Raw genomic sequence first — 13,918 nt, 5'->3', positions numbered from 1 at the left:
TGAGGCATGACGAATGCCTCGACTTATCCCCGCATGCTGGCCCCGCTTGATCTGGGTTTCACGACTTTGAAGAATCGCGTCCTGATGGGCTCGATGCATACGGGTCTGGAAGAGACCAAGGACTGGAACCGCGTGGCAGAGTTTTACGCAGCGCGGGCGCGGGGCGGTGTGGCATTGATGGTCACGGGTGGCATGGCCCCGAACCGCGAAGGCGGGGTATTTCCCGGTGCCGCGGGTCTGTTTTCGGACGAGGATATCGCCAACCACAAGATCGTGACGGATCGCGTCCACGACGCGGGTGGCAAGATCGCGATGCAGATCCTGCACGCCGGACGCTATGCCTATGGGCCAGAATGTGTTGCGCCCTCGCCGGTGAAGTCCCCGATCTCTCCGTTCCCGCCAAAAGAGCTGGACGAAGAAGGGATCGAGAAACAGATTTCCGATTTCGTCACCGCTGCCGTGAACGCCCAGAAGGCAGGTTACGACGGCGTCGAAGTGATGGGGTCCGAGGGCTATTTCATCAACCAGTTCCTGGTCACCCATACCAATAAGCGGACCGATCGTTGGGGTGGTTCTTACGAGAACCGTATGCGTCTGGCGATTGAGGTCGTGCGCCGTGTGCGCGAGGCGGTTGGCCCCAATTTCATCGTGATCTTTCGCCTGTCGATGATCGATCTGGTGCCCGATGGATCGACTTGGGAAGAGGTCGTCCAGCTTGCCAAGGCCATCGAAGGCGCCGGGGCCACGATTATCAATACCGGGATCGGCTGGCACGAGGCCCGAATTCCCACCATCGCCACAAGCGTCCCGCGCCGGGCCTTTAGCTGGGTGACGAAGAAGTTGATCGGAGAGGTCTCTATCCCGGTCATCACCTCGAACCGGATCAACCATCCCGATGTGGCAGAGGCCGTCTTGGCAGATGGCTGCGCCGACATGGTTTCGATGGCGCGGCCCTTCCTTGCCGATGCGGATTTCGTGGCCAAAGCCGAAGCCGGCAAAGCCAATACGATTGCCCCTTGTATTGCCTGTAACCAAGCCTGTCTGGATCACACGTTCAGCGGCAAGATCAGCACGTGCCTTGTGAACCCCCGCGCCTGCTATGAGACAGAGTTGGTGGTCGAACCCACGACGCACCCCAAAACCGTCGCTGTCGTTGGCGCGGGTCCGGCGGGCCTGTCGACCGCCATTACCGCCGCAGAGCGTGGTCATAGGGTGACCCTGTTCGACCGTGCAGAAGAGCTGGGTGGGCAGTTGAATGTCGCCAAACAGATTCCGGGCAAAGAAGAATTCTGGGGGCTAGTCGACTGGTTCAAAACCATGATCGACGAGACTGGTGTGACCCTGCGCTTGGGGCAAACGGCCACGGCCAATGATTTGGCCGGGTTTGACGAGGTGGTCATCGCAACCGGCGTCACGCCGCGCGATCCCGGGATTGAAGGGCAGAACAGCCCCAATGTCCTTGGCTATCTTGATGTGCTGAAAGCGCGCAAGCCAGTGGGTAAAAAGGTTGCCATCATCGGTGCGGGTGGTATCGGCTTCGATGTTGCAGAGTTTCTGGTTCACGAGGGCGAAAGCCCGACCGAGAACCTTGAGGCGTGGAAAGAGGAATGGGGCATTTCCGACCCCGAGACAGACCGTGGCGGTCTGGCCCCGGAAGGCGCTCAGCCGGATGCGCCTGCGCGTCAGGTGACCCTGTTGCAGCGCAAAGCGGGCGCACCCGGTAAGACACTTGGCAAGACCACTGGATGGATTCACCGCGCCGCCTTGCGGATGAAAGACGTCCGCATGGTGGGGGGTGTGAACTATGAGAAGATCACGGCTGACGGGTTGATGGTTAGCCATGGCGTTGCGCGCGAGAATCCGCAACTGATCGAGGCGGACACTATTGTTTTGTGTGCGGGTCAGGTTTCCGAACGCAGCCTTGCGGATGCTCTGATTGCTGAAGGTATCACCCCGCATGTCATCGGTGGCGCTGATGTGGCAGCGGAACTGGACGCAAAACGGGCGATCGATCAAGGAACTCGGCTTGCAGCCCAGCTTTAAGCGCTAAAGCCCCTTATTTTACCGAAGATTCCGACCGTTTCCGCGGCGCGAACCTCGGGGGCGTTGCTCGTTTCTATTGAGGGAACGATCGGGAATCCTTCCAACTATTGTCTGCCCGCCTCCTAAATTCCGCCCTATTTCCCCGCAATAAAGTTTCTGGAAAGGCAACGATCCATGGAGGATTATTATGGACCGGCTGACAGAGATGGAAGCGTTCGCCACGGTTGTGGATCAGGGCGGATTTACCGATGCTGCCAAGAAAATGGGCATCTCCAAATCCGCTGTTTCAAAGCATGTCTCCTCGCTTGAGGCACGCCTTGGCGCTCGCCTTTTGAACCGGACCACCCGTCGAGTAAGCCCTACGGAAATCGGCCTAGCCTATTATGACCGTGCGCGCCGCGTGTTGAATGATGCGGGCGAGGCCGATGCGCTGGTCACCTCTATGCAGTCGGCACCTTCGGGGCTGCTGCGCATCTCTGTTGCCACGGATTTTGGGGTGAACCACCTGTCGCCGATCCTTGGCAGTTTCCTTCAGGAATACCCCGATATCACCGTCAACATGGTTCTGAACAACCGGTTCGTCGAGCTGATTTCGGAAGGCTTCGACATGGCCATCCGCGTTGGAGAGCTGGAAGACAGCACCCTGCGCGCGCGCAAGCTGACAGACACTACGAAGCGCATGATCGCTTCGCCCGCCTATTTCGAGCAGTTCGGCCGCCCGCAGCGGATCGACGACCTGAATGAACATAAGCTGCTGCACTATTCCAACCAAGCAAGCGGCAATGTTTGGAAAATCACGGCGCCTTCGGGCGAAAAACGTCAGGTCCGTACCGCGGGCTGGCTGACCGTCAATGACGGCCAGTCTTTGCTGAACGCGGCGATTTCCGGTTTGGGAATCGCTTACCTGCCCAGCTATCTCTATGCGGACGCGATGGAGAAGGGTCTGGTCGTGGACGCGATCCCGTCGCTGCCGGAAGAAAAGCTTGGCATCTACGCGGTTTATCCGCCGGGCCGGTTCACCCAGCCGAAGGTTCGTGCTTTCATCGACTTCCTTGTCCAGACGTTCAACGAAAAAGAACTGGCGCAGGCGTCGTAAGTTTCTGAATTACTCTGTAGTAGACAGGATGGCCTCGACCCGACGGTTGAGGTCACGCCCATCTGTGGTCTGGTTACTGGCAACGGGCACAAGATAGCCCACACCCTCTGCGGCGACCTGTGCTGAAGGCACACCCAATTCTTCGACCAGCCGTGTCCGGACCGAGGTTGCGCGTTTCTTCGACAGGGCGATATTTCCCTCTAACCCGCCTTCGGCATCGGTGTGGCCGACCAGCACGATCTGCTTTTCGGGATTGGCCAGCAAGTAGTCGGCAAGCTTCACCAAAGAGCCATATTCGCCTTCGTTCAGCTTGGACGAACCAGATGCGAAGGCCAGATCATCCAGAACAACGCGGCCAGCGATTTCCAGCGTTGCACCGATTTCACCGGTTTGCACGACCGGGGTGGTCGGGACAGATTTGGTCGATGCTGTGATACCTGCATCCAAGGTGATCGGGTCCGCCTTGCCGATTTGAGCAAGGTGAACAAAGCCCTGCTGCCCTGCACGGCTGACCAGAAGACCCAGATGTACGGGGCCGTCTTCGGCCTCTTGCACGGCGCTGAGATAGCGGAAATCGCCTAGGTTCACGTGCATGGCTGGTTCGGGCAGCAGGCGCGCGCCATAGCGGAAGTCAAACCCACCGCAGGCCTGCGTGTCGCATTCGAAAAGGATTTCGAAGCCAGCCTCTGTCAGCTGATCGCGCAGGGGGGCCAGCAGTTGCAGCGTCGTGGCCGAGGCGATGTCCATATGCCATGCCTCTAAATGGACCTGCCCCTCGACGTTCAGGGTCGGGATATTCTCGGCCTTGGCTGGGCCGATCGGCAAGGCGTAGCTGGACAGGGCCTCATGCTCGCTGGCGGCCGAGACGGCCGTTGCCGGAAATTCCAGACTCATACCCTGCACCGCGCCCGCGGCGCAGAGGCATGTTAGTCCAGATATCCAGCGTGTCAGGGTCACCTAGCGGCTCCGTGATAGTCAGGGTTTGGTTCCATTCCGACCGCCGAGGCGATCCGGTTCGACATATTGAAGAAGCCGGCGACATTGGCGATATCCCAGATATCACGGTCGCTGAAGCCCGCATCGCGCAGCGCTTGACGGTCGGTTTCTTCAATTGTTGCACTCGACTTGGTGATCAGAACAGCAAAATCAAGCATGGCGCGGTGTCGCGGGGTCAGATCAGCCACGCGGTAGTTCATCACCATCGCCTCGCCCAAAGCCGGATCCCCAGACAGTTCGCGTACAGCCGCCCCGTGGGCCACCTGACAATACCAGCAGCGGTTCTCGGACGAGACCACGACGGCGATCATCTCGCGTTCCAGTTTCGACAGGCCGCTAGGGGCTAGCATCACGTCGTTATAAAGCCCGGTGAAGGCGTTCAGCTTGTTGATGTCGAACGCATGCGCCTTCAAAACATTGGGGATCAGGCCCAGTTTTTCCTGACAAATATCGAAATAGGACTGTGTCTCTTTCGGCAGCGGATCGACCGGAGGCAGGTCCAGCGCCATGATGTCTTTCTTCATGCTCGATCCCCTTCTGAGGATTTTATTCTGTAGTGGTAGTGTCCCACATCTGTGAATCCGAGGGAAGAAAAGAGCGCTCTTCCCGGTGCATTCCCTTCTACCACGTAAATGGCAAAGGTTTGGGCCCCATTTTCTTGTGCCCAACGGGCCGCGGCCCGCAACATGTTGCGGGCGGTTCCTTGCCGACGTTTCGTTGGCAAGACTTCAAGTGCATGGCAGAAAACGGTTTTCTCGTGAATCGCGGCGAAACTGGCGCCTGCCGCGCGGTCATTGCTGCGCCCCAAAACATAGCGTTTGGGCAGATCTACGCGTTTCATCACGGCCAGCCGTTCCGGGCCGATGCCGCAGTCTGACCAGACCTCTCGCATGATGGCCAGCGGTTCCGACATCGCAAAGGCACTGACGGGCGGAGGGGCAATCTGGGCCAGCGTGGCCACGGGTATGGTCATCAGGCAGACGGGATCCACAACGTCGTAGCCAAGTGCCTCTAGCTGTGCGTCCAAGGCTGTGTCGTTTGGTCGGATTTGAAAAAGGGGGGCTTGGCCCAAGGCGCACATGGCATCTTCGGCTTCGGCGATCTGGGCGGTGGTGACGTCGCCCTCTGCGGTGGCGGCAGAGACGCGTTTGCCGCCGCCCTGACCATCACGCAGGGTCCAGGGACCTTGATGAATGGTGTGGGCTGCTGGCCATGTGGCCTCTCCTGCAGCGAATAGTTTCGGGTCAGTCATGGGGCCTCTGCCAGCTTTGTCAGTTTGCTCATCGCGGCGTCGATCCGGGCGGGGTCGGTGCCTCGGACGACAAGGTTACAGCCATGCGCCCCGTCCTGAATGAACGGATAAGAGCCGAAGCTGAGGTCGCTGAATTCCTCGGCCAGTTGCGACAGGGGTGTCGCGATGTCGCCTTCGCCCCGCTGCAGGCGCAGGTTTTGGCTAAGCAGAGGTGCACCACCGGTCAGCGTTGGCATGACCGAGGCGACCATGGCCTGAAACACCGACGGAACGCCGGCCATGACATGAACGTTTTCGATAGTGAAGCCGGGTGCAATGCTGACGGGGTTGTCGATCAGCGTGGCGCCATCGGGGATGCGCGCCATGCGCTGTCGAGCGGCGTTGAACTCTTTGTTCTGAGAGGCGTAATAGGCGGCCAGCAGGTCCCGCGCGTCGTCGCGGATATCAATGCCCACCCCAAAGGCTGCGGCAACGTTATCGGCGGTAATGTCGTCATGGGTCGGGCCGATCCCACCCGAGGTGAACACGGTGTCGTAGGCTGCAGACATGGCCTTGATCGCCGCTTGGATCGCGGCCGGGTTATCTGCCACAACGCGCACTTCTGTCAGGGAAATTCCGTGGTTTGTCAGCTGGTTGGCCAGATAGTGCATGTTGGAATCGCGGGTGCGGCCTGACAGGATCTCGTCTCCGATGACGATCATGGCGGCGGTTGGGTTGGGCATCTGCGATCTCCTTGTTCAGCCTCAGGATAGGGTATAGGTCGGGGATATGCAGTTTCCTACCCCTTTGATCCCCGGACGGCTGATCCAGCGCTACAAGCGGTTCCTTGCGGATGTGACGTTAGACGACGGGCAAGAGGTCACCGCCCATTGCGCCAATCCCGGCTCGATGATGGGGTTGGCGGTGCCGGGCACGAAGGTCTGGCTGGAACCCAATGACGACCCGAAGAAGAAGCTGAAATATGGCTGGCGGCTGGTCGACCATGAGAACGGGCATTTCACCGGGGTCGATACTTCTGTTCCGAACCGGGCGCTGAAAGCGGCGCTGATGGCGGGGCAAGTCGTTGAATTCAAAGACTATCCCACCGTCCGACCAGAGGTGAAATACGGCGAGAAAAGCCGGATCGATTTTCTGCTAAGCGCCGAAGGCAAGCCCGATACCTATGTCGAGGTGAAATCTGTCACCCTCTCGCGCCAACCCGGACTGGCCGAGTTTCCCGACAGCGTCACAGCGCGTGGGGCCAAGCATCTGGCAGAGTTGGCCAAGGTCGTTGGGCAGGGGCATCGGGCGGTGCTGTTCTATCTGGTACAGCGCACCGATTGCGACCGGGTGGCGGTGGCCGAAGATATCGATCCGACCTATGCGCAAGCCTTCCGCGAGGCGCAAAATGCGGGTGTCGAGATCATCGCCTATGACACAAGGATTAGCCCCGCAGGCGTCGAAATCGGGCGTATGATCTCCATATGACCTGCATATGACTTGCATATGACCGTTTGCGACACTGGCGTTTCCCCTCAATCGGGATTATTTCAGGTCGGACAACCCAAGGAGACGACAGTGGACGACGGACCCACAGGCCGCGTGACGAAGGACGGCATCAGGATTTACGACCCGGCAGATTTCGCCGGAATGCATGCAGCTGGCAAGCTGGCGGCAGAGATTCTGGACGCCATGGCTGACCTGATCGAGCCAGGCCAAACCACCGGAGAGCTGGACCGTGTCATCACCAAGATGGTGGAAGACGCGGGTGCTACCTCGGCCACGATTGGCTATCGCGGGTACCAGCACGCGTCCTGTATTTCGGTGAACCACGTGGTCTGTCACGGCATCCCCGGCAGCCCGATCCCGAAGTGGAAGCAAGAGACCTCGTCCAAGAAAGACCCAACCCGCAAGAGCGATGCGCTGGTCGATGGGGATATCCTTAACATCGACGTCACCGTGATCGTGGATGGGTGGTATGGCGATACCAGCCGGATGTATGTGGCCGGGAAACCCAAACCCTTTGCCGAGAACCTGGTCAACGTCACCCATGACGCGCTGATGGAAGGGATTGCCATGGTTAAGCCGGGCAACACCTTTGGCGACATCGGTCACGCGATCCAGCGCTTCGTGGAAAGCCACGGCATGAGCGTTGTTCGCGACTTCTGTGGGCATGGACTGGGCCGAGTGTTCCACTCGCCCCCGAACGTGCTGCACTATGGCCGCCCGGGCACGGGCGCGGTGCTGGAAGAGGGTATGTTCTTCACCATCGAGCCGATGGTCAATCTGGGCCGCCCCGAGACCAAGGTCCTGGACGACGACTGGACGGCTGTGACCCGCGACAAGAAACTGTCGGCGCAGTTCGAACATTCGATCGGTGTGACCGCAGACGGGTGCGATATTTTCACCCTGTCGCCCGCAGGCAAGTATCACCCCACTTGGGGTTAGGCCCCCTACTTTGAAGCGAAGTGTTGTTCGGCGGTGCCGCCGAGCAGCACCCGACCCGCTATTTAGAGGGTCGGTTCAGGCCTTTGTCTTAGCTGATTAGCCGCCAGAAGAAGATCGCGCTCATGCCGAAGCCGATGCAGGCGATCAGCCCACGCAGGACCGGTGCCGGGATCCGGCGTGCCAGAGGGGCACCCGCGTAGCCGCCGATGGTCGAGGCAATCATCATCAGGATCGCTTGTGGCCATTCCACAAGGCCCGCGATGGCAAACGTGCCGACCGAGATTGCGGCCAGTGCGAAGGACAGCCCGTTCTTCAGCCCGTTCATCTGGTGGATGTGGTTCATGCCCCACAGCGCGAACAGCGCCAGCAGGACGATGCCAAGCCCACCGTTGAAATAGCCGCCATAAACGCAGACCAGAAACAGGCCAATAGCGCCTTGCGGTTTGACGGCCTGTCCCTGCCGCGCGGCCCAATTCCTTATCCGGTCGCCGAACAGGAAAACCAGCGTCGCCGCCAGAAGAAGGAAAGGAACGATCGCCGAGAAGGCCTTGTCCGAAGACACCAGCAGCAGAAGCGATCCGACAAGCCCACCAGCCAGCGTAATCAACGTCAGGCGGATCAGGGCAGGGCGGTCGAAGGATTGAAGCTCTTTCCGGAACCCGATTGCGCCGCTCAGATAGCCGGGAAAGACCGCGACGGCGCTGGTGGCATTGGCAGCTACGGGCGGAATGCCGGTAAAGACCAGCGCGGGTAGGGTCAGGAAGGTGCCTCCGCCCGCGATTGTGTTCAGAACACCGGCAAAGAAGCCGGCGGCGGCAAGGACGATCAGGTCAAGCATGGGCAGTGGTAGTCCAATTGGTTATTTCGCGCATCATTTCAGACTTGCAGACGAATGCAATGCGGCATTAACCTTTTTCGGATTTGCGCGCTCGACGCCGCAGGATCAAGCCCACGCGCAGTGGCGAGGACAGACCAATCCGAGTGCGTGATTCTAGCACAGGCGATTTGGTTCTGACCTTACCCGAAGCCTCGCGCCGCAGGATGTAGATGCCGGACAGGATGATGATGGTGGCGCCTATGTAGGTCTCTGTCCCGGGGTATTCGTCAAAGAACAGCGCGCCGAACAGAACCGCCCAGATGATCTGGGAATACTGGGTCGGGGCCACTAGGACCGCATTGCTTTTGACGTAGCCAGTCACAAGAAACCCCATGCCGATCAGTCCAAGGATCGAGACGATCGCCATAAAGCCCAGATCGACCAGCGCGACCTCGATATACACAAAGGGCAGGAACAGCGCGGCCACGATCAGATTGGTGATCATGGGGTAAAGCACCATCACCACCACACGTTCTTCATTGCCGATTTTGCGCGAGATGACAGAGTTGAGTGCCCCGCTGACGGCGGCCGCCAGACCGGCGGCGTGACCCCACTCCAGCGATGCCGGGTTGGGCTGAACAACAACCACGACGCCGCCAAGGCCCACAAGAACCGCCAACAAGCGACGCGGGCCGACGGTTTCGCCCAGCATAGGGATTGCCAGCACCGTGATCAGCAACGGTGTGGCGAAGACCAGCGCATAGACCTGCGACAGGGGCAGGGTGGCAAAGGCATAGAAAGCGCAAATCGCAGTGAAAGCGCCGCTGAGGCTGCGCAGGGCCAGCCACCAAGGGTGGGTCGGGCGCAGGGTTCCTGGGCGCGCATCATGGATCATAAAGAAGGTGATGAACGGAAAGCTCAGCAAGGCGCTGAAGAACAGGATCTGAAACGGGGAATAGGTCCCGCCCAGTTGCTTAATGAACAGGTCGTGCGTGGCATAGATGCCAAAGGCTGCAAGCCCATAAAATACACCAGCCTTGTTGCCGGATAGCGGTGAGATGTTCTGCATGGTTTGAGTCGCCTGTTCTGAGCCCGGGTCAGTGGTTGGGCCTGCATTCTTTATGTTAGCGCTGCCGGGGATTTATGGTCGAATCCTGTTGATCCGTCCAGATGCACTGATGCGCATTCACCTTGGTGTGCGCTCTTACTGCTGTCTTGATTGTCTTCTTCAGTTGAAAACAGTTCCGAATCTGCTCTGGGGACGCACCTTTGGGACAGCCGAGCAACTCGCCGCGACTCGCATGTCTGATGCGACTCGGGGCGGTGTCTTCGGGGCGCGCGTGATTCCCTAAGGGTGAATCACAAGCAATCAGCTAGTTTTCGAGGATTATTTACGCCGGAATCACTCTCATGTGCCTGCTTTAGGTCATTTAAACTGTCATGAGAGAAGAATGGTGCCCAGGAGAGGACTCGAACCTCCACGTCCATACGGACACTAGCACCTGAAGCTAGCGCGTCTACCAATTCCGCCACCTGGGCAGGTGTCGTGGAGCCGGTATTTATGGCTGGCTGCGGGGGGTGTCAAGCGACCTTTTGTCCGAATCTGCAACTTCTTTGATATCCGCTTGTTTGATACGGATGCTGGCGGTATTGAAGCAGGGAAACTTAGGGTTCGAGGAGGCATCGCAATGGCCAAGCTGGTAACCATCTACGGCGGATCGGGATTCGTGGGGCGTTATATCGCGCGTCGCATGGCGAAACAGGGCTGGCGCGTGCGCGTCGCTGTGCGCCGTCCGAACGAGGCGATGCACGTCAAACCTTACGGCGCTGTTGGTCAGGTAGAGCCGGTTCTGTGCAACATCCGCGATGATGCCTCGGTCGCCTTGGCGATGCAGGGTGCAGATGCGGTGGTGAACTGCGTGGGAACCTTCGACAAGGGCGGCAAGAACAACTTTGAAGCTGTACAGGTCGAAGGCGCAGAGCGCGTCGCACGTCTGGCCGCGGCACAAGGTGTTGGCCAGTTGGTCCACATCTCTGCCATTGGCGCTGATGCCGAAAGCGACAGCATCTATCAGCGCACCAAGGCCGAAGGCGAAGCGGCGATCCTTGCAAGCTTCCCGAATGCTGTGATCCTGCGCCCGTCGGTGATCTTTGGTCAGGAAGACGGTTTCTTCAACCGTTTCGCGACCATGTCGAAGCTGGGCCCGGTTCTGCCGCTGGTCGGCGCGGATACCAAGTTCCAGCCGGTCTATGTCGATAACGTTGCCGAAGCAGCCGAGAAGGGCGTTCTGGGCGAGGCCGCCCCGGGTGTTTACGAGCTGGGCGGCCCCGACGTGGAAACCTTCCGCGAGTTGATGCAGGGCATGCTAGCCGCGATCTATCGTCGTCGCCTTATCCTGAATCTTCCGTTCTTCGCGGCCAACATTCTGGCAGGTGTGCTGGACTTTGCTTCGGCTGTTACGGTTGGCCTGTTCAAGAACGGCATCCTGACCAAGGATCAGGTGAAGTCGCTGAAGCAGGACAATGTCGTGTCCGAAGGCACCAAGGGGCTGGCCGATCTGGGCATCAAGCCCACCGCCTATCCCGCCGTGATCCGCGAGTATCTGTGGCGCTTCCGCCCGCAGGGCCAGTACGATGACATCACGGCGTCGGGTAAGAACCTGAAGGTCTGACAGATCTGAAACACCGAATGACAAACCCGGGCCAGACGCCCGGGTTTTTCTTTAGCTGTAGGCGATGACCAGCAGCACAATCCCAAGCGCAACACGGTAGATCACGTAAGGCGTAAAGCTGATGCTGCGAAGCAGGCGCATCATCAGGGTCAGCGCCAGCAAGGCCGCGCCAAAGGCAAAGACGGCGGCAATCGCCCCATCGCGGGCCGCAGCGGCATCAGCGGTGGCGGCAACCTCTGCCGCAAGCAATGTGCCCGAGGCCATGATCGTTGGGATCGACATCAGCATCGCCAGCTTCGCCGCATCCGCTCGCGCATAGCCTAGCAGCCGGGCTCCAGAAATCGTAATGCCCGAACGCGACGTGCCGGGGATCAGCGCAATTGCCTGCCATAGCCCCATGATCACGGCGTGGCGCAGCGACCAGTCTGGTGCTGTAAGGTCTTGTCCGCCCTTCTGGTCCGTCCAGTACAGAACCAGACCGAAGCCCAGCATCGTCCAGCCAATCACCGCGACAGAGCGCATGGCATCGTCCAGGCCGGTCACTTTCAGGAACAGGCCGAACAGAACCACGGGGATCGTGGCGATGATCAGCAAAAAGGCGAGCTTGGCCCCTTGGGTATCCAGCTTGCCCTGCAAAAGCCGGGGCAGGCCGAAAAGCGCCAGCTGCACGTCTCGCCAAAAATAAAGGACCACAGCGAACAGGGTGCCTACGTGAACCGCGACATCAATCACCTGTCCCTGATCCTGAAGCCCGGTGAGATTCGGCAAGAGAATCAGGTGCCCGGACGAGGACACCGGCAGAAACTCGGTAAGTCCCTGAATAATCGCAACAAGAAGCAGGTGGGCCAGAGACATATTCACGCCTAGTGAGTTTTGGGTGGAGCTATCCTAACGCAATGAAAAATATAGAAAAGATTGAATATAGGTAAGTATATGTGACTTATTTTTGGAGATTTTCCGCCAATTTTGTTTGCCGTAGCGTGAGCTTTCTTCAAAATAGGTCAGTGTTGCTGTCTTTTTATCTATCTGCGGGGCGAGTAAGACAGGCTCGAATTAGAAAATACCAAGGGAATCCACCATGGCGAAGGAAAAGATGCTGCAATTTGTGGACGTGGATCGGCAGATGCCCGAGAAACGTGCTGCAGATGTGCGGGCCCAGGATTTCGATGAGATTTATGCTGGCTATGCAGAAGCCAAGGCTGAAGAGCAGGCCAGCCGTTGCTCTCAGTGTGGTGTTCCGTACTGCCAGGCACATTGCCCGCTGCACAACAACATCCCCGACTGGCTGCGCCTGACTGCGCAGGGCCGTCTGCAAGAGGCCTATGAAACAAGCCAGCAGACCAACACCTTCCCGGAAATCTGTGGCCGCATTTGTCCGCAGGACCGTCTGTGCGAAGGCAACTGCGTCATCGAACAGTCCGGCCATGGCACTGTGACCATCGGCTCGGTCGAGAAGTACCTGACCGATCTGGCGTGGGAAAAGGGCTGGGTGAAAGCGATCACCCCGGTAACCGAGCGCAGCGAGAGCGTTGGCATCATCGGCGCGGGCCCGGGTGGCCTGGCCGCTGCGGATGCGCTGCGCCGTCAGGGTGTGAAGGTAACCGTTTACGACCGCTATGACCGCGCGGGCGGCCTGCTGACTTATGGTATCCCCGGCTTCAAGCTGGAGAAGCCCGTTGTCATGCAGCGCATCGAGCAGCTGGAAAAAGGCGGTGTCGAGTTCGTTCAGAACTGCAACGTGGGCGAAGACATCACCTTCCAGGAAATCAAGGAAAAACATGACGCTGTGCTGATTGCGACCGGCGTTTACAAGTCGCGTGGGCTGAATGCTCCGGGCGTTGGCGCCAAGGGCGTTGTCCGTGCGATCGACTTCCTGACCGCGTCCAACCGCAAGAGCTTTGGCGACGCCGTGCCAGAATTCGACAGCGGCGAGTTGAACGCCGAGGGCAAGAAAGTTGTCGTCATCGGTGGTGGTGACACCGCGATGGACTGCGTGCGCACCTCGATCCGTCAGGGCGCGACATCGGTGAAATGTCTGTACCGCCGCGACAAGGCCAACATGCCGGGTTCGCAGCGCGAGACCCAGAACGCCGAAGAAGAAGGCGTGGAATTCGTCTGGCTGTCGGCGCCCAAGGGCTTTACCGGTGATCCGGTCAGCGGCGTGATGGTGCAGAAGATGCGCCTGGGCGCCCCGGATGCGTCGGGCCGTCAGTCGCCGGAAGTCATCGAAGGGGCGGATTACGTCGAAGAGGCCGATCTGGTCATCATGGCGCTGGGCTTTGAGCCCGAAGATCTGCCGACCTTGTGGAACGAGCCCGAGCTGCAAGTGACCCGCTGGGGCACGATCAAGGCAGAGTTCGGCACCCACAAGACCATGATGGATGGCGTTTACGCGGTGGGTGACATCGTGCGCGGTGCGTCGCTGGTTGTCTGGGCGATCCGTGACGGTCGCGAAGCCGCCGAGGCGATCCTGAACGACTTCAACGCCAGCGCGAAAGTCGCCGCAGAATAAGCAAATCGGGCCGTATGACCTGCATATGACCTGCATATGAGTCCCATATGACCAAAATGCAGCCGCAGGCGGCCCGATCCGAAAGACAGATTTCTTATAGGGC

13 protein-coding genes and 1 tRNA gene are annotated in these 13,918 nt (G+C 59.2%); 6 read left to right on the top strand and 8 right to left on the bottom strand.

Annotation, left to right across the window (positions count from 1 at the left end):
• The first annotated feature begins 6 nt into the window (after positions 1–6).
• The gene (locus CLM58_RS00710) at positions 7–2,043 is read left to right on the top strand and encodes an NADPH-dependent 2,4-dienoyl-CoA reductase (protein WP_095594000.1); all 2,037 of its coding nucleotides are present in this window, start codon (positions 7–9) and stop codon (positions 2,041–2,043) included.
• 187 nt (positions 2,044–2,230) lie between these two features.
• Complete coding sequence (locus CLM58_RS00705; protein ID WP_095593999.1) at positions 2,231–3,139, top strand: LysR family transcriptional regulator; 909 nt, start codon at positions 2,231–2,233, stop codon at positions 3,137–3,139.
• Positions 3,140–3,148: 9 nt separating this feature from the next.
• On the opposite strand, the gene CLM58_RS00700 is transcribed toward CLM58_RS00705, so the two are convergent.
• From CLM58_RS00700 to CLM58_RS00685, 4 genes are read right to left on the bottom strand one after another with little or no spacing between them, the layout of a single operon-like run.
• A complete protein-coding gene (locus tag CLM58_RS00700) occupies positions 3,149–4,033 on the bottom strand; it encodes an OmpA family protein (RefSeq protein WP_095593998.1) in 885 nt (294 codons plus the stop codon).
• Between the two features lie 59 nt (positions 4,034–4,092).
• Positions 4,093–4,659, bottom strand: a complete 567-nt coding sequence (locus CLM58_RS00695) for a peroxidase-related enzyme (RefSeq protein ID WP_095593997.1) — start codon at positions 4,657–4,659, stop codon at positions 4,093–4,095.
• Entirely contained in the window at positions 4,656–5,387 is a 732-nt protein-coding gene (locus CLM58_RS00690) for a GNAT family N-acetyltransferase (RefSeq protein ID WP_095593996.1), read from the bottom strand. Before CLM58_RS00690 ends, CLM58_RS00695 begins: the two co-directional genes overlap by 4 nt.
• Positions 5,384–6,109: a competence/damage-inducible protein A gene (locus CLM58_RS00685; protein WP_095593995.1), complete on the bottom strand. Its 726-nt coding sequence runs from the start codon at positions 6,107–6,109 to the stop codon at positions 5,384–5,386. The genes CLM58_RS00690 and CLM58_RS00685 overlap by 4 nt, the downstream gene beginning before the upstream one ends.
• A gap of 46 nt (positions 6,110–6,155) precedes the next feature.
• On the opposite strand from CLM58_RS00685, the gene sfsA reads away from it, so the two are divergent.
• The gene (sfsA, locus tag CLM58_RS00680) at positions 6,156–6,854 is read left to right on the top strand and encodes a DNA/RNA nuclease SfsA (RefSeq protein ID WP_095593994.1); all 699 of its coding nucleotides are present in this window, start codon (positions 6,156–6,158) and stop codon (positions 6,852–6,854) included.
• A 90-nt stretch (positions 6,855–6,944) separates the two neighbouring features.
• A complete protein-coding gene (map, locus tag CLM58_RS00675; RefSeq protein WP_229666163.1) occupies positions 6,945–7,814 on the top strand; it encodes a type I methionyl aminopeptidase in 870 nt (289 codons plus the stop codon).
• Positions 7,815–7,902: 88 nt separating this feature from the next.
• On the opposite strand, the gene CLM58_RS00670 is transcribed toward map, so the two are convergent.
• The 3 genes from CLM58_RS00670 to CLM58_RS00655 all read right to left on the bottom strand — a co-directional run bounded on the left by CLM58_RS00670 (position 7,903) and on the right by CLM58_RS00655 (position 10,170).
• A complete protein-coding gene (locus CLM58_RS00670; protein WP_095593992.1) occupies positions 7,903–8,652 on the bottom strand; it encodes a sulfite exporter TauE/SafE family protein in 750 nt (249 codons plus the stop codon).
• 67 nt (positions 8,653–8,719) lie between these two features.
• Complete coding sequence (locus CLM58_RS00665; protein WP_095593991.1) at positions 8,720–9,700, bottom strand: DMT family transporter; 981 nt, start codon at positions 9,698–9,700, stop codon at positions 8,720–8,722.
• Between the two features lie 383 nt (positions 9,701–10,083).
• A tRNA-Leu gene (locus CLM58_RS00655) sits at positions 10,084–10,170 on the bottom strand.
• 149 nt (positions 10,171–10,319) lie between these two features.
• On the opposite strand from CLM58_RS00655, the gene CLM58_RS00650 reads away from it, so the two are divergent.
• A complete protein-coding gene (locus CLM58_RS00650; RefSeq protein ID WP_095593989.1) occupies positions 10,320–11,303 on the top strand; it encodes a complex I NDUFA9 subunit family protein in 984 nt (327 codons plus the stop codon).
• 51 nt (positions 11,304–11,354) lie between these two features.
• Here CLM58_RS00650 and CLM58_RS00645 read toward each other — a convergent pair whose 3' ends face one another.
• A complete protein-coding gene (locus CLM58_RS00645; protein ID WP_095593988.1) occupies positions 11,355–12,158 on the bottom strand; it encodes an undecaprenyl-diphosphate phosphatase in 804 nt (267 codons plus the stop codon).
• Between the two features lie 223 nt (positions 12,159–12,381).
• On the opposite strand from CLM58_RS00645, the gene CLM58_RS00640 reads away from it, so the two are divergent.
• Positions 12,382–13,815, top strand: a complete 1,434-nt coding sequence (locus CLM58_RS00640) for an NAD(P)-dependent oxidoreductase (protein ID WP_095593987.1) — start codon at positions 12,382–12,384, stop codon at positions 13,813–13,815.
• Positions 13,816–13,918 lie beyond the last annotated feature (103 nt).

This window comes from Actibacterium pelagium (assembly GCF_002285415.1).
GTDB lineage: Bacteria > Pseudomonadota > Alphaproteobacteria > Rhodobacterales > Rhodobacteraceae > Actibacterium_B > Actibacterium_B pelagium.
The sequence above is the reverse complement of the archived record's forward strand: the minus strand, read 5'-3'. Positions and strand labels throughout refer to the sequence as shown.